Below are 23,036 nucleotides of genomic sequence, written 5' to 3'. Positions count from 1 at the left end.
TCATATTTTCTAAAATAATCAATTTTAAACAGTTTTTTTATTTGTAGGGTACAAACTCTCTAACTTCTTTCTTCTTTGAACTTTCGCATTAATTCTTTCTTCTTTTTCTTTTTTCTTGATCTCATCATTTATCTTATTTTGTCTATATCCAAACCAAAGTAGAACCCAAATAACAGAAGTTATTAAAAGAAGAGCAGTATATTGACCAGTCATAGGAAAACTGGCCTCAGAATATTTAACGTAAGAAAATATTAGACTCATTTAATCAAGTTAAAGCATAAAAATAACGACTGCGTTGATTTTTTTAGAAATTTAAAAATTATTGAATTGCAGCTATTTGTTATGTAGTTTTTAAGTTTTTTATTTATTTTTTATGGTTTTTGGAGTAATTTTTCTTTGTAACTCCTTGCTATTATCAGATTGAAGCATAATAAATAATAAGTTTTTGGAACCTTTTGATTTGGCAGTTATTGGAGGCGGTGCAGCAGGTTTCATGACAGCAATAACTGCTGCTGAAAATGGAGTTAAAAGAATAATAATTCTTGAAGGCACTTCAAAACTTATGGAGAAAGTAAGGATTAGTGGAGGGGGAAGATGTAACGTCACTAATGCGACATGGATACCGAATGAACTAATTGAGAATTACCCGAGAGGTGGAATTAAGCTCTTGGAATCATTTAATCGTTTTGCTGCTGGAGATGTATACGATTGGTTTGAGAAAAAAGGGTTAAAATTAAAAATTGAGGAAGATCTAAGAGTATTCCCAGTGTCTAATTCTTCTTCAGATGTTATTGATTGTTTGAGAAAAAGTGCTTTATCAAAAAACGTAGAAATATTAACAAAATTTTTTGTAAAAGAAATTTCAAAAACTCCAGATAATATATTCAATATTTTTAGTCTTAAGAAAGCAAAGGTAGCTTCAAAAAATATTATTCTTTCAACTGGAGGTAATCCAAGCGGATATAAATTAGCTCAAAATCTTGGACATAATATTGTTAAACCTGTGCCATCGCTTTTTACTTTTTCTACAAAAGAACCAAATTTGGATGAATGTAGTGGGGTATCGATAAAGGGAATAGATATAGAAATTGAATTAAATAATAAGAATTTTCAAAATAGAGGCGATTTACTAATAACTCATTGGGGTTTTAGTGGACCAGCAGTATTAAAACTTTCATCAATTGCAGCAAGGGAACTTTATAGCAAAAAATATAAATTTAATCTAATCATTAAATGGTCTGCTTTAAGTTATGAGGAGTTAGAAGAAAAAGTTAAATATTTAAGATTAAATAAAGGGAAGGTTAATCTAATTAACAGTAGACCTGTTCCACTATTAACAAAAAGATTATGGATTTTTTTATTAAATAAAATAGGTATTGATAAAGAGAAAAAGTGGGCTGATTTACTAGCGGATGAAAGAGAGAAAATGATAAATATTCTAATGAAGGACAAATATATAATTTCGGGCAAAGGACCATTTGGAGAGGAATTTGTTACTTCTGGAGGCGTAAAAGTTAATGAAGTGAATTTTAAAAGTATGGAGAGCTTAATTTGTCCAGGATTATTTTTTTCTGGAGAAATTTTAGATGTTGATGGGATCACAGGTGGATTTAATTTCCAACATTGTTGGACAAGTGGATGGATTGCTGGGATGGCAGTGTCAAAGTTAAAACATTAAGTAACTAATCAATAAGTAACAAATCAATAAGTTTATCTTTTTTTTATTAAGTATTAGAGGGAAAAAGTTTTTTGAAGAAACTTTAATTTTAAAGTTTTAATTATTGGTGAAGATTAATGCAGAATCTTGTATCAAAAAAAGAAGAAGAGGAAAGAAGATTAAAAGCTTTAGCAGAATATAGGATTTTGGGAACCAAGCCAGAATCATGTTATGACGATATTACAAAAATTGCGGCTACAACCTGTAATGTGCCTATTTCTTTAATGACTTTGGTAGACAAAGATAAACAATGGTTTAAATCCAAAATAGGACTTCAAATATCAGAAACTAGAAGGGATTGGTCTTTTTGTACACATGCAATAAAAGAAAATAGTCCATTAATTATTCATGATGCTTTCCAAGATGAAAGATTTATAAATAATCCATTGGTAACTGGAGACCCAAAGATTCGTTTTTATGCAGGTTTTCCCCTTAGAAATAGTGATGGTAATAAGCTTGGAACTCTTTGTGTAATAGATAGAAAGCCAGGAAATCTAACTACACAACAATTCAATATTATGGAATTATTATCCAAGCAAATAGTTTCATTTTTAGAGCTTAGAAAAAAGTCATTAAATTTGCTAGATGCATTGTCTAATTTGCATAAACAGGAAGGGATTTTATCTGTATGTTCATATTGCAGAGAAGTGAAAAATAAGGAGGGCGATTGGATGCATTTAGAAAAATATCTTTCGAAAATTAGTGATATTAGATTCAGTCATGGGGTTTGTGATAATTGTATGGAAAAACACTTCCCAGATGTAATCGAAGTATGGAATAAAAAGGATTTTTTTGAAGATGGCCAGAAAAGGTATTTAGAGTCTTAGATTTAATACCTTGCTTTTAAGTTATTAATTTATTTCTAAACAAATTCTTCATTTGGTGGTTAGGATTGTATAAATTTTGACTTGAACATGTTATTAGGAACTTTATTAACAGGTGAAATTGCTAAAAGTGCATTAGTAGCATATGTTCATTATTTAGGAATTATTTTGTGTTTCGGTTCTCTTTTGTTTGAAAGATTGACTCTCAAAGTAGGTCTTAATAGAAATGAGACGATCTCAATGATAATTGCAGATGTGGTTTATGGTTTGGCAGGAGTTGCAATATTAGTTACTGGGATTTTGCGTGTTAAGTATTTTGGTCAAGGAGGTGATTTCTATACAGGTAACCCTGTGTTTTGGATAAAGGTTTCTCTTTACATTCTGGTGGGATTACTTTCTTTATACCCAACAACAACATATATCTTATGGGCTATTCCATTAAGTAAGAATAAATTACCTGAAATATCTGAGAATCTAGTTAAGAGGTTCAGACTCATCATTACTACTGAATTAGTTGGCTTTGCAACAATACCCTTGTTTGCCACTCTTATGGCTAGAGGTGTAGGTTTAGGTTGAGAAATTTATTTCTAGAAAGAAATTGTTTAATAAGTGCTAACAAATTATATAGATGGAGTCTAAGTTATAAGATTTCTAAATCTACAAAGGAAATTATCTTTATTGGTCTAAATCCCTCATTATCGGATGAAGATTTCTTAGATAATACAACAAAAAAGATAATCAAAATTTCTAAAAATAATAATTACGGCAAAGTAAAATTAATCAATCTATTTGCTCTTATTTCAAGCAAACCAGAGAAACTTTTTAATCACAAAAACCCTGTAGGTTATCTAAACAACAATCATATTTATAAAAACTTAAAACACTGGTCTGAAGATAAAAATTGTGATTTATGGTTAGGTTGGGGAAATAAAGGGAAATTTCTAAATAGAAATAAAAAAATAGCAAAAAAAATAATGCAATATAATTTAATTAGGAAAAATAATTTTGATAACTCTCTTGGACCGCTTTTTATTAAAAAAACAATCAAAGATAATCCAATACATCCTTTATATTGTTCAGATAATTCCATCCTCCAATCTTATTTTTAGGTACTAAGGTTCAAATGCAAACCTAATATTTTTAGCTATTCCATTAAATATGTGTTAATTTCTACTTGGTAATTTAAACTTGTATGAAAATTTCAAAGCAATTAAATAAACTAAAAAACTTAAACGTTGAGGCAGAAAAATGTTCGACAAGAGAAGAAGCAAAAAAAATAATTAATAAAGCAAATAAAGCACAAAGCAAAATTAACAAATAAATAAAAAGTAATTTCACTTATTAATAATTTATAATTTTCAAAAATATTTAATTTACACAAATACACCATATTTATTTCTTAGTATTTATGTCTTTGAAAATAATTAAAATAAGGAAATCTCAAGAAAGATTTAGATCGACTAGAGAATGGCTAAATTCGAGGCATTCATTTTCTTTCGCAGAACATAGAGATCCAAAATGGGATAATTTTGGGAAAATTAGAGTTATAAACGAAGATATTATTTCTCCTCATGCAGGATTTAATACACATTCTCATGCAAATATGGAAATAATTACTGTTGTAACAAAAGGAGCAATAACTCATAGAGACTCGTTAGATAATCTTGGAAAAATTCACAAAGATGAAGTACAAGTTATGTCTGCAGGTACTGGAATCTCTCATAGCGAGAAGAATGAAGAAAATGAGACCTGTAAGTTGTTCCAGATTTGGATATACCCTCAAAAAGAAAATATCAAACCCCGATATGATCAAATTTCATTAAATGAAGAGTTGTGGGATAATCTTATTTTTAATTACAAAGACGGTAAAAATAATAAGCTTTTTCTAAATCAAAGTATCTCTTTATGGCGTTGTAAATATAAGCCAATTAAAGAAAAAAAATTGCCATTAAAAATCGATAAATATAATTGGATACAAATAATAGAAGGTAATCTTTTATTAAAAAGTAAAGACTCTAATCTAAATGTATGTCTCGAATCTGGAGATGGCTTGGGTTTTGAAGTTGATTATTATGATGATGTCTCTATAGATACTGAAAAAGAACTAGATTTTCTCTTATTTTCGATGCCTTACTTATAATTTATATTTTAATTTTACCCATCAACCCCTTTATTAAATGCATTTAAGGCTTGCAAAGCCATGTTGAGATGAACTTCCATAGCACCAAGAGCAATTAAGGAATTTGGTGATTTATCTTTTAGTAAATTATCTTTTCTTTTTGATAACTCATTAACTACCTTCTTAGTTGAAGCTTCCCAATTGTTTATTAACTCTTCAAATTCTCTTTGTTCGGGGCTTTCTATTTCTGCTAATTCGTCAGAAAAATGAGAATCCTTTTGTGCTTTAAGCATCAAGTTACTTAATTTTTTATGGCTTATTGCTTGAGGTAAATTGTTAGATTCACTCATTGCTAGTAGTTAATTTATAGTCAAAATCTAACTAAATAAGTGAATATTTGCTAGAGGGGAGACGGTTGTGATGACCGACCTGAAAATTACGAAATGATACTTGAACAAAAAATGGATTTACTAACCTTTAATTTTTTCACTTATTAGTTTCTTGAAATAATCTCCACGCTCTTCGTAATTTTTAAATTGATCAAAACTAGAGCATGAAGGTGAGAATAATAATGTTCCAACCTTATTATTTTGTAAATAATGAAAAACAAAATTTAAAAGCTCTTTTAGTTCTGAAAATTCAAAAATATTTTTTTTAAATCCTTCATTAATAAGCGCCATTTTTAGGACTTTTGAGCTTTCTCCGAAAAGGAAAACACATTTAACTTTTTTCTTTAAAACTTTTATCCACTCACTATATTCATTCCCTTTTAATCTACCCCCAGCAATGACTATTATTTGACCTTCAATTGAACTTATTCCTGCAATAGAAGAGTCAAAATTTGTAGCTTTACTATCATTAATTATTTCCAGATCCTTATTTTTATAAATTGTTTCCATCCTATGGGGTAATTGTTTGTAATTAGATAAAGAATCTTTAATCTTCTTCCCAGATAATCCAACTTTTCTTGCTGCTGCAATTGCCAATAAAAGATTTTGTAGATTATGCATTCCTTTTAAAGAAAAATGTTCAAGTTTGAATAATTTCTGTCCTCTCTCAACAATGTATGCTTGATCATCTATCCAATAATCGCATTGAATAATATTTGATTTATAGAAACTAGTTGTTATCCAAAGCCCTTTTGATAGCGAACCGTAGTGATCTCTTAGGTTTTTATCGTCATAATTATAAATTCTAAAATCAGATTTTTCTAGCAAGCTTTTTTTTATGTTGAAATAGTTTTCAAGTGTTTTATGTCTTTCAAGATGATCTTCTGTGAAGGTTGTCCATATTCCAATATTAGGTTTTACTTCTGGAGATATTTCTATTTGATAACTGCTTAATTCAGCTACAACCCAATCAATTTTTTCATGTTTTTTGGAGTGAGCATATTTACATAAAGGTGTACCAATATTTCCAGCAAAAGGAGCATATAATCCAGTATCACAGAGTATATGGCTTAATAGATGAGTAACAGTAGTCTTGCCATTAGTGCCAGTAATACCTATCCAATTTGTGTCTTTTAAAATTTCCCATGCAACATTAATTTCTCCAATTACTTTAATTCCCTTTTTTTTTAATTCAATAATAGTTATGTGGTCATAAGGTATTGATGGACTTACAACAACAGATTCGATCTCTTTTACAAAAGGTTGAATTTCTTCAAATACAAATTCTTTATTCAGAGAAACTAGTATATTAAGCTCTTCTAATTCTGTTTTTCTTTCTAAGAATTCTATCCCATCTTTACTTTCCCAAACAATTACTCTCTTATTGATGCTTCTCAAATACTTGGCAGCCCAAAATCCAGATTTACCTAATCCAATTACAAGATTAATATTTTCTTTACTAGAATGATTATCTATCATTAAATTAATAATTGCATTTATATTAATTGTGTTTAAGGGGTAATTCAATTATGAGATCTTTCTTATGTATTTATAGAATTTGCCAAAGAAAATTTAATTAATGGAAGAAAATACTTCAAAATATTGGTTCTCCTGGTTTTATGAAAAGTGGGAGAAAAATGCTCCAGGTGAATTAATTGAACAGGGTTTAACTCCGTCTCAGATTGCTGAGCGCTTTGTTAATGAAAACCATGATAGTTTTATTAAATTGTCAAAAAAAATTGATGAAAAAAATTATGATGCCTTAACAGAATTTATGAAACTCTCAGAGAGTGAATTACATATCTTGAAGTATTTTCTAAAGTTAGTAAAAATGAAAAATTTATAAGAAGTTACTAAGTATTTCAAGGCTTTTTTCCCATAAATTTTTTCTTTCTTTTTTATTCATAGCGAAAGGAGAAGTAGGGGATAGTTTTGGATGACCTCTGAAATTAAATCTAGGACCATAATGGTCACCGCCTTTTGCATCTGGTGAAGTAGCTGCGAAAAGTTGAGGTAAAGCACCCATCTCAGCAGTTTGAAAAATAGGGCTAAATAATTCCAAGGAGAAAATTTCTAATGGACTAGGGTTAGGTTTTTGAGCAGTAAAGAGATTTGTTTTTGCAATTCCTGGGTGAGCAGCTAAAGAAAGTATATTTTTGTGCTTTAAGTTTTCATTTAGTTCCAAAGCAAACATTACATTTGCCAATTTGCTATTAGAGTAAGATTCCCATTTGTTGTAATAGTTCTCAGCTTTAAGATTTTTCCAACCAACTTTGCCAAAAAATTGTGCTCCAGAAGTAACCGTCACTATTCTAGATTCTTCTTTTTTTTCAATAATTGGAAGTAGCTTTAGGGTCAAAAGCATGTGAGCTAGATGATTAACTGCAAATTGTATTTCATATCCCTGGGCACTAAGAGTTTTAGGCGGATGCATAATGCCTGCATTATTGATTAGTAAATCCAAATTTTCAAAATTATCAAAAATTTTGGACTGAACTTGAACAATATTGTTTAAATCTGACAAATCTAATTCTAAAGGTGTAAATAATCCTTCAGGATTAAAACCTTTGAGTTTTTTGATAGTTTGTTTAGCTTTTTCAAGCGATCTACAAGCTATAACAACATGAGCATTTTTTTCTGCAAAGGCCTTTGCAGTGTAGTATCCAAGACCACTATTCGCACCAGTAATTAGAGCTGTTTTGCCTGTAAGGTTTGGAATATTAGATGTTTCCCAGTTAGAGATTTTAGGTCTAGAAATAGTGGCAGTCATTTAGTAATCCTGCAAATTGCTTTGGAATTTAACCAAAATTTAATTATTCTTCCACTGTAAATACTGGAAGTCAGTATCGTGAGCTCTTTTTGAAGGTACTATTTAATATTATTTTTCAATTGCATATTGCCATTCCTTATTTTGAGATAAACTTTTCTCTCTCAGTAACTGTAATTTCCTACTATTTATTTTTATAACTATCCCATTAGTTGGATATTTCGCAAATATTTTTTTCTCTAACCAAGTTTTTTTATATATTTGGATTTCGCTTGTATTATTTGTGAAGTAACTGTCAGGGGTGCTGAAGCCACATTTTTTAAGATAGTTAAGGGTTTCGTATTGATTAAGTCTTCCATTAAGTATTTGGAAACAGCAAAAGCGGAGACTTTCTCCAATCCCATTTTTATCATTGAGGTATTTTCTCGTAATTCTTTTGGAAATGCCGGCAACTTGGTTTGTAGCGTATAGTTCACCTCTAATTTGAAAATCTCGTTTGATAGGAATACAATCGGGGACATTTTTAATTTGTTTAATTTTGCTTGAGACATCAAATCCTTTTTTTGTAATAGCTTTATTAAACTTGCCATCTACATATCTAATTGCAATAGCACAGCCATCAATTTTTGGTTGAATGCTTAATCTTGTTTTTGTTAATAAACTTTCCAAAAATTCTTTATAGTTTTCTTTGGCTAATTTTGGCAAAAGTTTATTATTTTTTTGATTAAAGTAGTCAGGCTCTGGATCAACAGGAATAAAGAGCTTTTCAAGTTGCTTAAATGCATCATCCGAAATTATGCCTTCACCTATTCTGTATTGTTCATCTATATACTTAACATTTCTCACTAATAAATTATTCATAATAATTTTGATAAATATTTAAAAATCTTTTAGAAAAAATCATTTAAATGAAGATTTGAAAATTAAAATTAGATCTAAAAAGTAATTGACCACTAAATATCCTCCTACGCAGAGAGTGATTTAAGAGTATAAAATGTACTTATAAGGCGTTTAAATTAAATACTTCAACCAAACATATTTACTTAAAAGTGAAATAGAAAATTTAAGGATTAATTTGAAGGAAAATTTTTGAAATTTCTATCAATACAAAAAAAAATTTTTTAAAGTTATGAGAAAATGTCATTTTTATTAAAAGCTCAAAATACCTGGGAAAATTTTGCAAAATACAAAATCAATGATTATGCAAAATTAAGAAATTTTGATTTTGGGCCAAATAACGAAAGTTCAGTTTCAAAATTATCGCCTTTCATTACTCATAGAATATTATCCGAATATGATCTGATCCATGATATTAAAAGTAAGTACAAAATCAAAAATTCAACTAAATTTGTTGAAGAAATATTTTGGAGAGTTTATTGGAAAGGGTGGATGGAAAATAGACCTAAAGTTTGGAGAAATTTTATTTTAGAAAACAATCTTGATTTTGATTATGAGCTATATGAAAGTGCAATTAATGGCAATACAGAATTAGATTTTTTTAATTCTTGGGTCCATGAATTAAAGCAGTATAACTATTTGCATAACCATACAAGAATGTGGTTTGCAAGTACTTGGATATTTAATTTAGGCCTCCCATGGCAATTGGGAGCAAAGTTTTTCTTTAAATATCTTTTTGATGGAGATGCTTCATCTAATCTCCTTAGCTGGAGATGGGTCGGAGGATTGCAAACGAAGGGAAAACAATATCTTTTTTCATCATCAAACCTCCGAAAGTTTTCAAATAATAGATTTAATGTAGAAAAAATAAGTAATCAACAAATTTTTCTTGAAGAATCTAACCAAATACCATTTGAAGATGAGATTTATAAAAATGATATGGATCCTAAATCAGATAATCTGATTATGTTTGAAAATGATTTGCACCTTGCAACCCTTAAAAATTTACTTCCAAGCTACAAAAAAGTATTTATTATTCTTTTAAAAAATGAACAAAGACAAATTAAATTGTCTGAATCTGTTTTGAAATTTAAACAAGATTTGGTCTCTGAATTTGTAGAGCAGTTTGATAATGTTGAACAGATTGATCCTTATTCATTGGAAAATACTTTTAAAAATACTAACGAAATAGACATTATTTATCCTGGAGTGGGAGAAAATTATGATTTCATAACTGAGTTTAAAAATTTACACCATAAAAAAATTTTTAATCTTGTAAGGGATGAAGATTTATTTGCTTGGAAATTTGCTAAAAGAGGGTTTTTTAAATTTAAAGAAAATATTCCAAAAATAAATCAGAGAATATTAGAAAATTTTTCAAAAAATAATTTTTAACTTAGTTGAATTCCTAATCAGAAAAAAACCCCTTTGGTACGTAAGTATAAATACTTATTTAGGTGCGACTTTTGCTCTTTAATCCACGATGGATACTGTGACTAGTTATTTTTACTTAAGGATAATTTTTTTATAGTGCTTTCAACAATTCTTACCAAGTCGTTTAGCAAAGATACTGCTTTATTAATTCTTAGAGTTATAACTGGAACTGTTCTTATTCATCACGGTTATGAGAAATTAGCAAATATAGAAAATTTTGCTGATGCTTTTGTAAGACCATTACATCTCCCATTCCCAATATTTTTATCATACATAGCTGCATTCTCAGAAATAGGTGGTAGTTGGTTATTAATTATCGGCTTGGCCACAAGATTCGGAGCATTGGCAATTGTTGGAACAATTTCTGTAGCTATATATCACGCACTTGTTACTTCAGGTTTTAATATTTTTTTACTAGAGCTTTTACTTTTATATTTCGCTTCAGCAACTTCAATTGCATTAACAGGACCTGGTAATTTCTCTCTAGATGAAGTCATTATCAGAATTTTGAAATCGGAAGATGAAGCCGAAATTATACCTTCAACAAAATCAAAATCTTCTAAGAAAGTTGAAGTTAAACAAGAAACAAGTAAAGGCGGTTTGTTTCAATTTCTGCAAGCAAACATACTCTCGGATACTTCAAGCTAACTTTTTAGGATAAAGGTTATTTATTAGCTCTAACCTTTTGCGATAACTGTTTCTCTTCTCGAGTTTAATCTTAATAGTTGCTTCAGAAAGACTTATAAACAGTCCTATAGCAGTAACCCAAGATAAAAAAATAAAAGGGTTTTCAGGAATTTCTGAGAAATTCATATGAATAATACTTCTTTTTTAAAACTGACTGATCAGTATATGTTTTTCAACCTAAATATACAATTTAGAAATATTTAAGGATTAATTTCAACTTTTTCCCATTTATTAATCTTTTCCCAAAGATATCGTTTATGAACAGGCTGTTTTAATTTAAGAAGATCTACTGAATCGATTTCAAAATTTAGAACTACAAAATTTTCTGACTTGGGTAGATTGGATAATATTTCATAAGTAGATTGGACTTTTGGATTTATTTTCTCTCCAGGAGATCCCCAAAACCAAGAAGATTTTGATTTTTCTGATAATAAATCCCAATAATTTTTGTTATCACTTAATTCACTTATTTTTCCTTTGAATCTATATTGTGACTTGGTTTTCAAAAAGAACCATAATATTTCTGCATTAGGGTTAGATTTTAAATGCCCAATTTTTTCACTTCTTTTATCTGTAAAAATAATCATTGAACTATCTTTATGCCATCCTCTGAAAACAACAGTTCTTAATCTTGGCTCATTTTCTTCGCTGACTGTTGCTAGCTGTATCCATCTATTAGAGGGTGATTTGCCCTCTTTTTTTCTAGAAGATTTTAAATCTTGCCTCCAACTGGGTAAGTTGTTATTAGGCATTTAATTTTGGCAATATAAGACCACTTTTCTTTTTGTATTCTTCGAATGAATCATATTTTGAGAGCGATTTATCTTTTTTTATCATTCTTGGTAGAAAAACTATAGAGAAAAATATTGCAAGAATTACTAGTGGTATGAAACTCATTGAAAGTATAGCGAATGATAGATAAATCAGTATTTCTCCTAGATAATTTGTATTCCTAATATTTTTGAAAAATCCTTCTTTAATTAGATCTTTTTTTAATTTAAGAGAAAAATATTTTTGGGCATCACTAGCAAAGTGTAAAAATACACCAATTATATTTATAGATACAGATGCAGCTATTACGATATTTGGAACAGATTTCTGTGATGAGATAAGAATGTAGGGAGCTACCCAGTAACTTCCAAGGAAAATAAAACCAGTAACTGAAGTTAAAAAATTGATTTTTTCTTTAAAATAAGGATCTGGGAATATCTTTTCTTTTAGAAGCCAAAGGAATCCATAAGTACCATGCAGAGCTAAATAAACGTACGGAGCGATCGTAAAATTATCAAAAAAAATCATAAGACCTACAACTACAAATGCAGTGAGGCCCTTATGTAGATTAATTATTTGATTAAGTTTCATCTTTTTTAATAATCTAAAAAATGAAATTATTTTTTGTGGATATAACCTAGGTCATCAAAAGTTTTAATGGGCGATACTGGATTCGAACCAGTGGCCACTACCGTGTCGAGGTAGTGCTCTACCACTGAGCTAATCGCCCAAATTGAAGAATTTTTAATTCCCCTTATAAGAAAATAGCAGGTTGCGTTTCATTTTCTAAGTAATTTAACTTTCCATCTTTCTCTTTTGGTTATTTCTAAATTTATAATTTCGATAAATCCTTTATTTTCAAGTTCTAGTTTGTCGCCAATTTTTAGATGAATAGTTGGCTTATTAACTTTGCTTCCATTTAATGTGAGCATTCCATTTTCTATCCTTTCAATGATTTTGGTTCTTGATACCCTAAAGCCAGCTGAGGCTATAGCATCTAATCTTGTTGAAGCTTCTACTGTATTGACAAGTTTTTTTGATCTTCCAGAAGGTATTTGTAATTCATTTATATCAACTAAATTAATTTTTACTTTTACGTCTCTCAAATAAAAAAACTCTTCATTTAAATAGTTAAAGTCTAAGTTATCAATTATCCCTTGTGCTCCCCTATCGCCAGTAGTCCATATATCTCCTATTTTTTTTTTATTTACCCCATTCTCAATTAAGAGGGATCTAAAGTCGTCTTGTGTAGCATTATCAAATAAAAAATTGCCAATAATTTTTATCCCTTGTGCTGGAAAATTACTTTTTATCGCATCCTCTTCAGGAATATTATCTCCTCTAAAGCAAGCTATTCTAGATCTTTGAGAAGAGCTGAATCCTCCATAAATAAAAAATTTGAAATCATTTAAATTTTCAAAATCTTTTAGTATCTCTTCGCAAACATAAGTTGAATTAAACCCAGTCCAATAAGTTTCCCAGTGTTTGTAAGCTAAGTTAGCAATATTTATTAATTCTTCAGTTTCTTTTTTATAGTTTGAATTTATTAATAATTCTTTTAAGTCAATCATTTAGCCTTCTAAAAAAATTATATCTTTTGCTTGTGATTGTTTTATCAAAGCCCAAGGTAATTCAGTTCCAATTTGATTTTCAAGTAGAACAAGCCATTTACCCTCTTTATTAAAATTAATAATTGTTCTTAACTCTTTATTTCTATTGATGTTGATACTTGCAGAAGAAACAATGCTTCCTAAATATCCTGAACCCATTCCTAAAAGACCTCCAATTAATGATTCACCGATGTTATTTAAACGAAGAAAACTGAAGGTAGATAAATTTGTCATATTAGAAAAAGCTATTCCAGCTATAAACCCAAATGGCATTAGCCATCTACTCATATCTTTTTGTCTGATCTTTCTATCAAGTTTAGGATTTAAGATTCTTATATCTTCAAAATTTTGAGATTTGAATAGGATATTTGCTTTCGAATTTAGCAATTCTGTTTCGTCTGATGATATTTTCTCACTTATTGGTGGGATCAAAATAGCTTCAGAGAGAATTACTGATTTTTCTTTGAAAACATCAAATAGCTGCACACATTTGTCAATGTCTTCAAATATCACAATACTTTTTGTCAAATTTCAATCCTCAAATGTTTGTGTGTTATTCAAATTAATAAATTAAGATACATACACTATAGATTAAGTTAAAGTAAAAGATTAAAGAACCAATCTTAAATGACAAAAGTTCTCATTACAGATCCAATTGATCAATCTGGAATCGATATTCTTTCTCAAGTTGCTCAGGTTGATCAGAAGATAGGAATCTCAGACTCTGAGTTGGCTTCCATTATTGGAAATTATGATGCTTTAATGATTCGCTCTGGTACTCAAGTGACTGCAGAAATTATTAACTCTTCAAGTAAGCTTAGAATTATTGGAAGAGCAGGAGTTGGAGTTGATAATGTAGATGTTAAGGCCGCTACGCAAAAAGGAGTTCTTGTTGTTAATTCTCCAGGGGGTAATACGATAGCTGCTGCTGAACATACTATAGCTATGATGTTGGCCTTATCTAGACATATTCCAATCGCTAATAGTAGTACTTTGTTAGGTAAATGGGAAAGAAAGAAATTTGTTGGGAATGAGCTTTACAAAAAAAAATTAGGTGTAGTAGGTTTAGGGAAAATTGGTGCTCATGTAGCGAAAGTTGCTAATGCATTAGGAATGGAAGTTTACGGATATGATCCCTTTGTTTCAACTGAAAGAGCTCAACAAATACAAGTTAAACTTTCTGAACTAGAGGATTTATTCCAACAATCAGATTATATAACTTTGCATTTGCCTAGGACGCCTGAGACAGAGAATTTAGTAAACATGGAGGTGCTTAAAAGTATGAAAAGTAGCGCAAAATTAATTAATTGTGCTCGAGGAGGCTTGATTGATGAAGCAGCATTAGCAGAAGCTTTAAATAAATCATTGATTGGAGGGGCTGCAGTAGATGTTTTTTCAAAAGAACCTTTGGAATCTAATTCACCACTTTTGAAGGTTGAAAAGAATCTTATCCTTACCCCTCACTTAGGAGCATCTACTCGGGAAGCACAAGAAAATGTAGCTGTTGACGTTGCAGAACAAATCAGAGATGTCTTGCTTGGTTTATCTGCGAGAACTGCAGTAAACATACCAGGTTTGAGCCCTGATATTATGGATAGTCTAAAACCTCATTTGCAGTTAGCTGAAACATTGGGTCTGCTTATAAGCCAGCTTTCAGGTGGACAGATTCAAAAACTAGAGGTGAAGCTTCAAGGCGAATTTGTTCAACATCCTTCCCAGCCATTAATAATAGCTAGTCTAAAAGGGCTTCTAAGTAAAGCTTTGGGAGATAGGATCAATTATGTAAATGCTTCGCTAGAAGCAGGTTCAAGAGGTATTTCAGTAGTCGAGAGTAAAGATGAGGCAAGACCTGAATTTGCTAGTGGATCGCTTCAATTAACTACTTATGGAGATAATGGCGACCATAGCGTAGCAGGTAGCATTTTTGCTGATGGGGAATTAAGAATTATTAGTATTGATCAATATCCTGTTAATGTATCTCCAAGCAGATATATGTTGGTTACTAGGCACAGGGATATGCCTGGTATTATTGGCAAGCTTGGTTCTTTATTGGGTAGTAACAATGTAAATATTGCCTCAATGCAAGTTGGGCGCAAAATTGTTAGAGGAGAAGCTGTTATGGTTCTAAGTATTGATGATCCAATTCCTAATAAGTTGCTTGATACCATTATTGAAGTTGAGGGAATTACCAAGGCTAATCCAGTTACTTTATAAAAAGGCCTGCTCTATTAATGGCAATTAAAGATTGGTATAAACTAACTTTTCTGATAGAAAGTGATTCAGAAGAAATTATTATTTGGAAATTAAATGAGCTGGGAATATTTAGTTTTTCATTTGAATATTTTTTTAAAAATGCAAATAAAAAAGAGGTGAATATATGGCTTCCAGTCGATGATTGGGGCGAGAGCTCTAGGCGTGGTTTTGAAAAAATAATTAGCAAACTCCTAAACATCAATGCCCCTAAGAATCAATTTTTTGACTGGAGTATAATTAAAGAGGAGGATTGGTTGACAAGCTGGAAGAAATATTGGGAGCCTGAATTAGTAGGAAATCATTTTTTAATATTGCCTTGTTGGATAAATCTAAATGAAAAATTTAAAGATAAAAAAATTATAAAAATTGATCCTGGAGCAGCCTTTGGTACAGGAAGTCACCCTTCGACTTATCTTTGCTTGGAAAAAATGGAAAATATTTTATTTTCTGATAAAAAGATATTAGATATTGGGAGTGGTAGCGGGATTTTGAGTATCGCCGCAAGATTGCTTGGTGCTAAAGAGGTTTGTGCAGTGGATAATGATTATTTAGCTATAAATTCAACTAAATCTAATTTCCAACTAAATTTTGGTAATTTAAACAACTTACATACATATTTGGGGTCATTTAATGAGGTAATTTTAACAAATCAACTCAAACAATTTGATTTTGTTTTATGCAATATTCTTGCTGAAGTAATAAAAGGAATGATTCCAAATATTTATAAGTGTTTGAGAAACAATGGGGAAGTCATTTTCAGTGGAATTCTGAATTCACAAAAGGATGAAATTATAAAAATATTAATTCAGAATGACTTGAAATTATTGGATGTATCAACTAGAAAAGATTGGGCTTGCATTTCTGCGCAAAAAGCCAGCGATTCAACCAAAGCATAAGTTTTTCTTATGCATACTCTTTCATACATTTTATTGTGTCATTTTTTACTTCAAAATCTCACATATCGACCTAATCGATGTTAAAAATGTATTTGATAGGTATTAATTACCAACAATTTTTTATTTAAATGGCTTCTTACAAAGTTACACTCATCAGCGAAGGTGAAGGTCTCAATTCAACTATCGAAGTTCCCGATGACCAATACATCCTCGATGCAGCTGAAGAACAAGGTATCGACCTTCCTTATTCCTGCAGGGCTGGAGCATGTTCGACATGTGCCGGAAAAGTTACTTCAGGTAGTGTTGATCAATCAGATCAAAGCTTCTTGGATGATGACCAACTAGAAGCTGGTTTTGTTCTTACATGTGTTGCCTATCCAACATCAGATGTAACAATTACAACTCATGCTGAGGAAGAATTGTATTAATTATAAAAAATTAACTTTTATAAGTTGATTATTTATTATTTCTCTGCCACCCTCTATGAAGGTGGCTTTTTTTGTAAATGAATAAATTTGAATTTTTTAAGACTGGCAGTGTTAAATCAAGTTATGGAGGTCAGTACAGTTATAAGGTAATAGGACCATGTTGCAGACTTTATGATAGGGAAGAGTTACCCTGGCCCTGTTCAAGGCTTGCTTGGAGAAGTAAGGAGCCTAGTTGGAGAAGAATTGGTTCTAGGTTCGTTGCTGATATGGCTTCAAGAAAATGCCCATCTTACTCAGTACAGATTTTGGAGCCTGGATCTAAACCTGTTGATACAGTTATAACTCTTTTTTCAAAGAAATTTTCTTCTGATATACAAGAATGGTGGTATAGCAAAAAACCAGGTTCAAAAGAACCTGGTAATATCTTCCCTTATGAAGTTAGCTAGCTTTAAATATTATGCTTTTGGCTTTGGAGGCATGTAACCTTTTAAGCCAGTGCATTCAAGACTATCTATTGTATTAACTCCAGTTTGAGAGTTAGTTCCACTAGCTCTTTCACATAATGATTTTCTCTGAGAAAGATCAAGATTTGCATCAGTAAAGTCTGCTCCATCAATAATTGCTCCATCAAAAACACTTTTCATTAGCTCACCGTTAGTAAGATTTGCATCTGTAAAATCAGCATTATCAAAGCGTGTTGCATAAGCAATGAGGTCCGTCATATTGGCGCCTTTAAAACTAGAGTTTTTTGCAGTTGTTACACTCATATACGCGCCTTGAAGATTAGCTTCCCCTAAATCTTGATTAGATAAATCATATTTAACATATTCAGTATTATGCAGGTCGGCACCGTGAAGATCATCTTTTAGTACGTCAACTGATGAAGGATCACTAGGATAGAGTGCGTTTGCAGAGATTGGATTAATAATTAAACCAATAATTAACGGAAGAAAAATAAATAGTCTTTTACAAGACTCATGTAGTGATGAAAAAATAGAAACCATTTCGATCAACATCAATATAGAAAACCTAAGACTATTATTCCATGGGTTGGTCATTTACGACCCTTCTTCTCACGAACTGTTGCAGTTTATTTTATTTCTGCCGTTAGAAAATCTTTTGCAAGCTGAGTATTCGGAAAAACTTTTTGAGCCTCTTTAAGCAAATCGCTTGGCGTAATTGCATTTTTGTTGGTGTATCTTGGACTTAAATGAGTAATAATTAATTTTTTTGCATTAGATAATAATGCTGTTTTGGCAGCCATGATTGTTGTGGAATGTAATTTTTCGTAGGCCATGCTTTCATCCTCTTCTGAAAAAGTCGACTCATGAACGAGTAAATCGGCATTTTTCGAAAGTGAAACAGCTGATTCGCTAAAGACTGTATCTGTGCAATAAACAAAACTTTCTCCCTCTCTAGGCGGTCCACAGAATTCTTTCCCATCAAATGACCTCCCGTCCGCTAATACGACTTTTTTACCTTGTTGCAGTTCTGAATAAATTGGTCCAGGTGCTATTTTTAGAGACTGTGCTTTTTTGATATCAAATATACCTGGCTTATCTTTTTCACTTACCCTATAACCATAAGCGGGTATTTTATGTTTAAGGGAGGCGCAATTTACTTTTATTTTGTTGTTTTCAAATAGAATTTTATTTTTTGATGCAAAATTTTCAACTTCCACAAAATGCAATGGGAATGATAATTTGCAAAAACTACTTTTAAGTGCTGAATTTATAAAATTTTGCAACTCTGAAGGGCCGTAAATTTCAATTCCCTCACTATTTCCTGATAAACCTAAGGTAGCCAAAAGTCCAGGCAAACCATAAATATGATCCCCATGCATGTGTGTAATAAATATTTTCTTGATTTGTGAAGATTTAATATTGCTTCTCATTATTTGATGTTGCGTTCCTTCTCCACAATCAAAAAGCCAAACTTCTGATGACTGCGATAATTTGAGTGCTAGTGAAGAAACATTTCTCGTTAAGGATGGGACTCCTGAGCTTGTTCCTAAAAAGGTGATATTCACTTATTTATAATATTTTTATTTTTATATCTGGATTAAATTTAGACTTATAGTCAAACTAAGGCAAATTAAGCATTTGTTTTTAAACAAAGTGATACTTAAATCTAAAAATTTCTATAGTAAATGTTATCTGATAAGTGTTTTATTTATTTGTGTTTTTCAGAGTGAAAGTGTTTTTGCATTTAGAGAGCCAATAATTAGAGTTTTGATATCAAAAAATAATAATTTAAGGATCAGATCAGATAGATCAATTCCTTTAACCATAGAGGGGGAATTTTTTTCAAGTAAAAAAATAAAAGGCTTAACTTTGAAAAATGAGAAAGATAGAAAAATTTTATATTTTGATAAAAATAAACAAAAAAAATATGATTTAAAAAATAATCAACAATTTCAAGTTAGATCTTCTGATGGAAGAGGTATATGGGTAGGTCAGAAGAGGTTTTCTGGTAAGCTTAATCTCTTTGTACTTGAATCTGAAGTATTGGTAGTGAATGTTTTAGGAATAGAAAAATACCTAAGTAGTGTGGTGGGTTCTGAGATGCCAACAAAATGGCCCATTGAAGCATTAAAAGCACAAGCAATTGCCTCCAGAACTTATGCTTTAAAGCAAAAGGGAAATAATTTATTTGATATAGATTCAACCCAGAGAAATCAAGTCTATAACGGTTTGGAGTCAAGAACTCATAAAACTATCAGAGCCGTTAAGAGTACAAGATCTTTAGTTTTGACCTATAAAAATAAATTAATTAATGCTTTGTTCCATAGCAGCTCAGGTGGAATGACAGAAAACAGTCAAGATGTATGGAAGAATAAATACCCATATTTATCAAGTGTGAAAGATTTTGATCAAAATAATCCAAAATTTAGATGGCAAAAAAAATTATCGAGTAATGAATTAACAAATTTATTTCCCAAGATTGGAGGTTTAAGAGATATAAAGATTCTAGATTTTACAAGCACGGGGAGGGTGAAAAATGTAAAAATTATTGGGGCTTATGGTTCTGATCAAATGTCTGGGGTGGTTTTAAGAAAAAGATTAGGCCTAAATAGTAATTTTGTGAGATTTAAATTTTTTGAGGAAGAATTAAACAATAAATTTCCTATAAAAAAGGGTTTGATAGTTTTTGGGCAGGGTTCAGGTCATGGAGTAGGAATGAGTCAATGGGGTACTAAATATCTGGCGTCTAGAGGCCAAAAAGCTGAGAGAATATTAAAGTATTTTTATAGGGGTGTGAAGATTAAACCTTTTAGAAAAGAGTACCTATAGAAGTTATTTAGCATTAAGTACTAATTTTGGATTTAAATTAGATTGATCTTTATTTAAGAAGCCTATCCCAAGTAGCGTTTGTTTTTTATCTATTACTTTTATGGGTTTTTCATAGTCAAAAAATTTGCTTTCCTGGAAGTGATTAATATCAACTTTAATTGCTCTTCCTGTTTGCCAAAAATTGATTTGTTCTTTATTACTTAAGACAAATGATGAAATGTGATTAAGAGCAGAAATTGTTGGAATAATAAAATTTTGCCAGTTTATTTCCCCCTTTTCTTTTTCGATATCAGATATTTTAATTGAGTTTTGTTCATCAAAGCCACAAGCTGAAATTCTTTTTAGTTGAAGAAGGCAACCTTCAGAATTAAGAATTTCTCCTAAATCTCTTGCAATTGCTCTTATATATGTGCCAGCTGAACATTTTATTTTTATTTCTATGATTCCATTTATTTGGTCCCATTTCATTAAAGTAAGTTCGTCTATTTTTACTTCTCTTGGTGCTAGTTCAAACATTTCATTCCTGAAAGATTTTTTATAAGCTCTCTCACCATTGACGTGCACACTTGATACTTTCGGGGGAATTTGTTTAATAATGCCTCTAAATCTATTTAAGTATTGATCTAATTTTTCATCACTGATTTTAGGCCAACTTTTTTGCTTAATTATTTCTCCGTGAATATCATCAGTGTTAGTTCTTATCCCTAATTTAACTTCCCCTATGTAAGTTTTATCCTGAGGAAGATATTGAATAAATCTTGTTGCACTGCCTATAGCGATTGGTAATGTTCCTACAACTTCTGGATCAAGAGTTCCAGTGTGGCCGACCTTTTTTGTATTTAGTAATTTCCTAATTTGTTTAACACAATCATGCGAGGTACAGCCTTTATCTTTATTAATTACTAAAAATCCATCTTTAGTTTCCATTTTTAATATTAAGAATACTTTGAGAAAGATTTATAACCATTCTATGATTTTGTTATTGGAAATTTAGGGTAAGAAATTGAAAGATAATAAATATATTTTAGAAGAGTTTTTAGACAATGCTTTTAATTTGAAATCACATTTAATGGAATATTTATCTATTAGAGAATGTGATTTAGATGGATTCCTTGCAAATGCAAAAATGAATTTAGCAAATTCACATCCTGGGGATTCTTTGAATGATGTTTCAGATTTTTATACTGAGATTGTTGGAGAAAGGCATGTAGCTGATTTAGCTGCTTGGCATATCACAAGCAGGGACTACATCGCTGATACTTTAAAACTTCAGCAGAGATTTTCTAGAGATTTGGTTTTGGATTTTGGAGGAGGTATTGGAACACATGCCTTAGCAAACGCTATGTCTTCAAAAGTTGAGCATGTTTTTTTTGTAGATATTAATCAAACAAATAGAAATTTTGTTGAATACAGGGCTAAGAAATTAGGAGTCGAAAAAAAAATTACTTTTTGCAAGTCAATTCAAGATACACAAATATTGAAATTTGATACTATAGTCTGTCTTGATGTATTGGAACATCTTGCAGATCCAGCTTCTCAAATTAATAATTTCAGTGAGATTATGGATATTAATTCTATAGCTCTGTTTAATTGGTATTTCTATAAAGGAGATAAGAATGAATATCCTTTTCATATCGACGATGGTCAAATTGTAGAAAAGTTTTTTGAGACTCTTCAATCAAAATTTTTAGAGGTATTTCATCCCATTCTTATAACTACAAGAGCTTATAAGAAAATTAGATAACTATATTAACTCTTTTTCTATTTCTTAAATTTCTTTTAATACTTTCGAAACTTACAGTTCCTTCTTTGAGTGCAAAAAGTGTGTCATCTTTACCTTTGCCGACATTGACCCCTGGTAAAAAGGATGTACCTCTTTGGCGAATTAAAATTGATCCAGCAGTTACTTTTTCTCCTCCATATGCTTTCACACCAAGTCTCTTGGAATTTGAATCTCTTCCGTTTCTTGTAGAGCCTGTTCCTTTTTTATGTGCCATGAGAAATTTTTAATTTGTAGATTTTTCAGATTTTGGTTTAGTTTCCTTTTTGACAGTTTCCTTTTTAGAAGAAGACTCAGGAGCACTCTTACCTATTTTAATGGATTTTACCATAACCCTTGTAAGTTCTTGTCTATGTCCCATCTTTTTTCTTGTCTTTTTTTTGGGACGCATTTTGTATACAAGAATTTTCTTATCTCTTTTATGTGAGACTACTTCTAATTCAATTTTTGCATCCTTAACGTATGGTTTCCCAACAGTAATAGAATTTTTGTCTTTTAAAAGTAAAACTTTTTCTAGTATTATCTTATCTTTTTCTTTTGCATTTAACCTGTCTATGTCATAGTATCGGTTAACTTCGAACCAAAATTGTTGACCCGAAGTTTCCGCTATTGCATACAATTCATTGCTTTTAGAATTGTTCGAGGAGTTTTTAGAATTTGTCATAAAAAGAAGACGCTATTAGGCTCAAATTTAAAATTTGATTAAGCCAAACGAGCAATCATAAGGATTTGTCTATTTTCTTATTTTGTAGTGTAATAAGTCAAGGGTTATTTTAATTCTCTCATATCAATTCAGGAACCATAACAATGGCCGCAAGAAAAACATATATTTTAAAACTCTATGTAGCTGGAAATACTCCTAATTCAATGAGAGCACTAAATACTTTAAGAGAAATTTTAGAAAATGAATTTAAAGGGGTTTATGCCTTGAAGGTTATTGATGTACTTAAGCAACCACAACTTGCAGAGGAAGATAAGATTTTGGCTACCCCAACCTTAGCAAAAATTTTACCTCCACCAGTTAGAAGAATAATTGGTGATCTCTCTGATAGAGAGAAAGTTTTAATTGGTTTAGATCTACTTTTTGATGAATTAACTGAAACTGAATATAGTGGTGATAAGTAACACATAGAAAACTTTTAAAATTAAGAATAAATTGAATTTATTTTTA

General features: G+C 30.6%; 31 protein-coding genes and 1 tRNA gene. 16 read left to right on the top strand and 16 right to left on the bottom strand.

What is annotated here, in order from left to right; genetic code table 11:
* Positions 1 to 24: 24 nt before the first annotated feature.
* Complete coding sequence (locus HA145_RS07755; protein WP_025946337.1) at positions 25 to 261, bottom strand: hypothetical protein; 237 nt, start codon at positions 259 to 261, stop codon at positions 25 to 27.
* 184 nt (positions 262 to 445) lie between these two features.
* Between HA145_RS07755 and HA145_RS07750 the strand changes: the two genes are divergently transcribed.
* From HA145_RS07750 to HA145_RS07730, 6 genes are all read left to right on the top strand, one after another.
* A complete protein-coding gene (locus HA145_RS07750; RefSeq protein ID WP_209128605.1) occupies positions 446 to 1,678 on the top strand; it encodes an NAD(P)/FAD-dependent oxidoreductase in 1,233 nt (410 codons plus the stop codon).
* Positions 1,679 to 1,794: 116 nt separating this feature from the next.
* Complete coding sequence (locus HA145_RS07745; RefSeq protein WP_012008249.1) at positions 1,795 to 2,544, top strand: GAF domain-containing protein; 750 nt, start codon at positions 1,795 to 1,797, stop codon at positions 2,542 to 2,544.
* Between the two features lie 87 nt (positions 2,545 to 2,631).
* Positions 2,632 to 3,117, top strand: coding sequence for a DUF2214 family protein (locus tag HA145_RS07740; RefSeq protein WP_011863482.1), 486 nt, complete (start codon positions 2,632 to 2,634; stop codon positions 3,115 to 3,117).
* Positions 3,114 to 3,650, top strand: coding sequence for a DUF1643 domain-containing protein (locus tag HA145_RS07735; protein WP_209128604.1), 537 nt, complete (start codon positions 3,114 to 3,116; stop codon positions 3,648 to 3,650). The genes HA145_RS07740 and HA145_RS07735 overlap by 4 nt, the downstream gene beginning before the upstream one ends.
* An 83-nt stretch (positions 3,651 to 3,733) precedes the next feature.
* The gene (locus HA145_RS09645) at positions 3,734 to 3,862 is read left to right on the top strand and encodes a hypothetical protein (RefSeq protein ID WP_011863480.1); all 129 of its coding nucleotides are present in this window, start codon (positions 3,734 to 3,736) and stop codon (positions 3,860 to 3,862) included.
* A gap of 87 nt (positions 3,863 to 3,949) precedes the next feature.
* Entirely contained in the window at positions 3,950 to 4,681 is a 732-nt protein-coding gene (locus tag HA145_RS07730) for a pirin family protein (RefSeq protein WP_209128603.1), read from the top strand.
* A 14-nt stretch (positions 4,682 to 4,695) separates the two neighbouring features.
* Here the strand turns inward: HA145_RS07730 and HA145_RS07725 are convergent, their stop codons facing one another.
* Together HA145_RS07725 and murD are read right to left on the bottom strand one after the other, a co-directional pair.
* Complete coding sequence (locus HA145_RS07725; protein ID WP_209128602.1) at positions 4,696 to 5,010, bottom strand: MATH domain-containing protein; 315 nt, start codon at positions 5,008 to 5,010, stop codon at positions 4,696 to 4,698.
* A 120-nt stretch (positions 5,011 to 5,130) separates the two neighbouring features.
* Positions 5,131 to 6,576 carry a UDP-N-acetylmuramoyl-L-alanine--D-glutamate ligase gene (gene murD, locus HA145_RS07720; protein ID WP_245151828.1) on the bottom strand — a complete coding sequence of 482 codons (1,446 nt, stop codon included), beginning with the start codon at positions 6,574 to 6,576 and terminating at the stop codon, positions 5,131 to 5,133.
* Positions 6,577 to 6,628: 52 nt separating this feature from the next.
* On the opposite strand from murD, the gene HA145_RS07715 reads away from it, so the two are divergent.
* Positions 6,629 to 6,895, top strand: a complete 267-nt coding sequence (locus HA145_RS07715; RefSeq protein ID WP_209128601.1) for a hypothetical protein — start codon at positions 6,629 to 6,631, stop codon at positions 6,893 to 6,895.
* On the opposite strand, the gene HA145_RS07710 is transcribed toward HA145_RS07715, so the two are convergent.
* Both HA145_RS07710 and HA145_RS07705 read right to left on the bottom strand, forming a co-directional pair.
* Positions 6,890 to 7,819, bottom strand: a complete 930-nt coding sequence (locus tag HA145_RS07710) for an oxidoreductase (protein WP_209128600.1) — start codon at positions 7,817 to 7,819, stop codon at positions 6,890 to 6,892. The genes HA145_RS07715 and HA145_RS07710 overlap by 6 nt on opposite strands.
* 108 nt (positions 7,820 to 7,927) lie before the next feature.
* Positions 7,928 to 8,677 carry an NAD-dependent DNA ligase gene (locus HA145_RS07705; RefSeq protein WP_209128599.1) on the bottom strand — a complete coding sequence of 250 codons (750 nt, stop codon included), beginning with the start codon at positions 8,675 to 8,677 and terminating at the stop codon, positions 7,928 to 7,930.
* A gap of 276 nt (positions 8,678 to 8,953) precedes the next feature.
* On the opposite strand from HA145_RS07705, the gene HA145_RS07700 reads away from it, so the two are divergent.
* A complete protein-coding gene (locus HA145_RS07700) occupies positions 8,954 to 10,108 on the top strand; it encodes an FAD-binding domain-containing protein (RefSeq protein ID WP_209128598.1) in 1,155 nt (384 codons plus the stop codon).
* A gap of 135 nt (positions 10,109 to 10,243) precedes the next feature.
* Entirely contained in the window at positions 10,244 to 10,795 is a 552-nt protein-coding gene (locus HA145_RS07695; protein WP_209128597.1) for a DoxX family protein, read from the top strand.
* Here HA145_RS07695 and HA145_RS07690 read toward each other — a convergent pair.
* The 6 genes from HA145_RS07690 to HA145_RS07665 form a co-directional block, all read right to left on the bottom strand.
* Complete coding sequence (locus tag HA145_RS07690; RefSeq protein ID WP_179852410.1) at positions 10,787 to 10,960, bottom strand: hypothetical protein; 174 nt, start codon at positions 10,958 to 10,960, stop codon at positions 10,787 to 10,789. The genes HA145_RS07695 and HA145_RS07690 overlap by 9 nt on opposite strands.
* A gap of 74 nt (positions 10,961 to 11,034) precedes the next feature.
* A complete protein-coding gene (locus HA145_RS07685; protein ID WP_209128596.1) occupies positions 11,035 to 11,586 on the bottom strand; it encodes a pyridoxamine 5'-phosphate oxidase family protein in 552 nt (183 codons plus the stop codon).
* On the bottom strand, positions 11,579 to 12,196 hold the full coding sequence (locus tag HA145_RS07680) for a methyltransferase family protein (RefSeq protein WP_209128595.1): 618 nt from the start codon (positions 12,194 to 12,196) through the stop codon (positions 11,579 to 11,581). The genes HA145_RS07685 and HA145_RS07680 overlap by 8 nt, the downstream gene beginning before the upstream one ends.
* Before the next feature lie 67 nt (positions 12,197 to 12,263).
* Positions 12,264 to 12,335 (bottom strand) — tRNA-Val (locus HA145_RS07675).
* Between the two features lie 49 nt (positions 12,336 to 12,384).
* Positions 12,385 to 13,176, bottom strand: a complete 792-nt coding sequence (locus tag HA145_RS07670; protein WP_209128594.1) for a photosystem II S4 domain protein — start codon at positions 13,174 to 13,176, stop codon at positions 12,385 to 12,387.
* Complete coding sequence (locus HA145_RS07665; protein WP_209128593.1) at positions 13,177 to 13,743, bottom strand: hypothetical protein; 567 nt, start codon at positions 13,741 to 13,743, stop codon at positions 13,177 to 13,179. It abuts the gene before it with no gap.
* A 99-nt stretch (positions 13,744 to 13,842) separates the two neighbouring features.
* On the opposite strand from HA145_RS07665, the gene serA reads away from it, so the two are divergent.
* From serA to HA145_RS07645, 4 genes are all read left to right on the top strand, one after another.
* On the top strand, positions 13,843 to 15,429 hold the full coding sequence (gene serA / locus HA145_RS07660) for a phosphoglycerate dehydrogenase (protein WP_209128592.1): 1,587 nt from the start codon (positions 13,843 to 13,845) through the stop codon (positions 15,427 to 15,429).
* 17 nt (positions 15,430 to 15,446) lie between these two features.
* Positions 15,447 to 16,364 carry a 50S ribosomal protein L11 methyltransferase gene (prmA, locus tag HA145_RS07655; RefSeq protein ID WP_209128591.1) on the top strand — a complete coding sequence of 306 codons (918 nt, stop codon included), beginning with the start codon at positions 15,447 to 15,449 and terminating at the stop codon, positions 16,362 to 16,364.
* Between the two features lie 128 nt (positions 16,365 to 16,492).
* Positions 16,493 to 16,792 carry a ferredoxin gene (locus HA145_RS07650; protein ID WP_011376994.1) on the top strand — a complete coding sequence of 100 codons (300 nt, stop codon included), beginning with the start codon at positions 16,493 to 16,495 and terminating at the stop codon, positions 16,790 to 16,792.
* A gap of 77 nt (positions 16,793 to 16,869) precedes the next feature.
* Positions 16,870 to 17,238: a hypothetical protein gene (locus tag HA145_RS07645; protein ID WP_209128590.1), complete on the top strand. Its 369-nt coding sequence runs from the start codon at positions 16,870 to 16,872 to the stop codon at positions 17,236 to 17,238.
* A 9-nt stretch (positions 17,239 to 17,247) separates the two neighbouring features.
* On the opposite strand, the gene HA145_RS07640 is transcribed toward HA145_RS07645, so the two are convergent.
* Positions 17,248 to 17,808 (bottom strand): pentapeptide repeat-containing protein, encoded by a 561-nt coding sequence (locus HA145_RS07640; RefSeq protein ID WP_209128659.1) that lies wholly within the window; start codon positions 17,806 to 17,808, stop codon positions 17,248 to 17,250.
* A gap of 74 nt (positions 17,809 to 17,882) precedes the next feature.
* Complete coding sequence (gene rnz, locus HA145_RS07635) at positions 17,883 to 18,821, bottom strand: ribonuclease Z (protein ID WP_209128589.1); 939 nt, start codon at positions 18,819 to 18,821, stop codon at positions 17,883 to 17,885.
* An 88-nt stretch (positions 18,822 to 18,909) separates the two neighbouring features.
* On the opposite strand from rnz, the gene HA145_RS07630 reads away from it, so the two are divergent.
* Positions 18,910 to 20,085, top strand: a complete 1,176-nt coding sequence (locus HA145_RS07630) for a SpoIID/LytB domain-containing protein (RefSeq protein WP_209128588.1) — start codon at positions 18,910 to 18,912, stop codon at positions 20,083 to 20,085.
* Between the two features lie 3 nt (positions 20,086 to 20,088).
* Here the strand turns inward: HA145_RS07630 and truB are convergent, their stop codons facing one another.
* Positions 20,089 to 21,012 carry a tRNA pseudouridine(55) synthase TruB gene (truB, locus tag HA145_RS07625; protein WP_209128587.1) on the bottom strand — a complete coding sequence of 308 codons (924 nt, stop codon included), beginning with the start codon at positions 21,010 to 21,012 and terminating at the stop codon, positions 20,089 to 20,091.
* Positions 21,013 to 21,154: 142 nt separating this feature from the next.
* On the opposite strand from truB, the gene HA145_RS07620 reads away from it, so the two are divergent.
* The gene (locus tag HA145_RS07620; protein ID WP_209128658.1) at positions 21,155 to 21,829 is read left to right on the top strand and encodes a class I SAM-dependent methyltransferase; all 675 of its coding nucleotides are present in this window, start codon (positions 21,155 to 21,157) and stop codon (positions 21,827 to 21,829) included.
* On the opposite strand, the gene rpmA is transcribed toward HA145_RS07620, so the two are convergent.
* Positions 21,822 to 22,082 (bottom strand): 50S ribosomal protein L27, encoded by a 261-nt coding sequence (rpmA, locus tag HA145_RS07615; protein WP_209128586.1) that lies wholly within the window; start codon positions 22,080 to 22,082, stop codon positions 21,822 to 21,824. The two genes, HA145_RS07620 and rpmA, sit on opposite strands and share 8 nt — an antisense overlap.
* A 9-nt stretch (positions 22,083 to 22,091) precedes the next feature.
* Positions 22,092 to 22,529: a 50S ribosomal protein L21 gene (gene rplU, locus HA145_RS07610; protein ID WP_209128585.1), complete on the bottom strand. Its 438-nt coding sequence runs from the start codon at positions 22,527 to 22,529 to the stop codon at positions 22,092 to 22,094.
* Positions 22,530 to 22,672: 143 nt separating this feature from the next.
* On the opposite strand from rplU, the gene kaiB reads away from it, so the two are divergent.
* Entirely contained in the window at positions 22,673 to 22,990 is a 318-nt protein-coding gene (gene kaiB, locus HA145_RS07605; protein ID WP_011376985.1) for a circadian clock protein KaiB, read from the top strand.
* The last annotated feature ends 46 nt before the right edge of the window (positions 22,991 to 23,036 follow it).

The organism is Prochlorococcus marinus XMU1411 (assembly GCF_017696075.1).
Taxonomy (GTDB): Bacteria; Cyanobacteriota; Cyanobacteriia; order PCC-6307; family Cyanobiaceae; genus Prochlorococcus_A; species Prochlorococcus_A marinus_V.
The sequence above is the reverse complement of the archived record's forward strand: the minus strand, read 5'-3'. Positions and strand labels throughout refer to the sequence as shown.

Coding starts and splice junctions, on each gene's coding strand:
- HA145_RS07755 (WP_025946337.1), bottom strand. CDS start 261: ATGAGTCTAATATTTTCTTACGTTAAATATTCTGAGGCCAGTTTTCCT.
- HA145_RS07745 (WP_012008249.1), top strand. CDS start 1,795: ATGCAGAATCTTGTATCAAAAAAAGAAGAAGAGGAAAGAAGATTAAAA.
- HA145_RS07740 (WP_011863482.1), top strand. CDS start 2,632: ATGTTATTAGGAACTTTATTAACAGGTGAAATTGCTAAAAGTGCATTA.
- HA145_RS09645 (WP_011863480.1), top strand. CDS start 3,734: ATGAAAATTTCAAAGCAATTAAATAAACTAAAAAACTTAAACGTTGAG.
- HA145_RS07730 (WP_209128603.1), top strand. CDS start 3,950: ATGTCTTTGAAAATAATTAAAATAAGGAAATCTCAAGAAAGATTTAGA.
- HA145_RS07725 (WP_209128602.1), bottom strand. CDS start 5,010: ATGAGTGAATCTAACAATTTACCTCAAGCAATAAGCCATAAAAAATTA.
- HA145_RS07715 (WP_209128601.1), top strand. CDS start 6,629: ATGGAAGAAAATACTTCAAAATATTGGTTCTCCTGGTTTTATGAAAAG.
- HA145_RS07710 (WP_209128600.1), bottom strand. CDS start 7,819: ATGACTGCCACTATTTCTAGACCTAAAATCTCTAACTGGGAAACATCT.
- HA145_RS07705 (WP_209128599.1), bottom strand. CDS start 8,677: ATGAATAATTTATTAGTGAGAAATGTTAAGTATATAGATGAACAATAC.
- HA145_RS07700 (WP_209128598.1), top strand. CDS start 8,954: ATGTCATTTTTATTAAAAGCTCAAAATACCTGGGAAAATTTTGCAAAA.
- HA145_RS07690 (WP_179852410.1), bottom strand. CDS start 10,960: ATGAATTTCTCAGAAATTCCTGAAAACCCTTTTATTTTTTTATCTTGG.
- HA145_RS07685 (WP_209128596.1), bottom strand. CDS start 11,586: ATGCCTAATAACAACTTACCCAGTTGGAGGCAAGATTTAAAATCTTCT.
- HA145_RS07680 (WP_209128595.1), bottom strand. CDS start 12,196: ATGAAACTTAATCAAATAATTAATCTACATAAGGGCCTCACTGCATTT.
- HA145_RS07670 (WP_209128594.1), bottom strand. CDS start 13,176: ATGATTGACTTAAAAGAATTATTAATAAATTCAAACTATAAAAAAGAA.
- serA (WP_209128592.1), top strand. CDS start 13,843: ATGACAAAAGTTCTCATTACAGATCCAATTGATCAATCTGGAATCGAT.
- prmA (WP_209128591.1), top strand. CDS start 15,447: ATGGCAATTAAAGATTGGTATAAACTAACTTTTCTGATAGAAAGTGAT.
- HA145_RS07650 (WP_011376994.1), top strand. CDS start 16,493: ATGGCTTCTTACAAAGTTACACTCATCAGCGAAGGTGAAGGTCTCAAT.
- HA145_RS07645 (WP_209128590.1), top strand. CDS start 16,870: ATGAATAAATTTGAATTTTTTAAGACTGGCAGTGTTAAATCAAGTTAT.
- HA145_RS07640 (WP_209128659.1), bottom strand. CDS start 17,808: ATGTTGATCGAAATGGTTTCTATTTTTTCATCACTACATGAGTCTTGT.
- truB (WP_209128587.1), bottom strand. CDS start 21,012: ATGGAAACTAAAGATGGATTTTTAGTAATTAATAAAGATAAAGGCTGT.
- HA145_RS07620 (WP_209128658.1), top strand. CDS start 21,155: ATGGAATATTTATCTATTAGAGAATGTGATTTAGATGGATTCCTTGCA.
- rpmA (WP_209128586.1), bottom strand. CDS start 22,082: ATGGCACATAAAAAAGGAACAGGCTCTACAAGAAACGGAAGAGATTCA.
- rplU (WP_209128585.1), bottom strand. CDS start 22,529: ATGACAAATTCTAAAAACTCCTCGAACAATTCTAAAAGCAATGAATTG.
- kaiB (WP_011376985.1), top strand. CDS start 22,673: ATGGCCGCAAGAAAAACATATATTTTAAAACTCTATGTAGCTGGAAAT.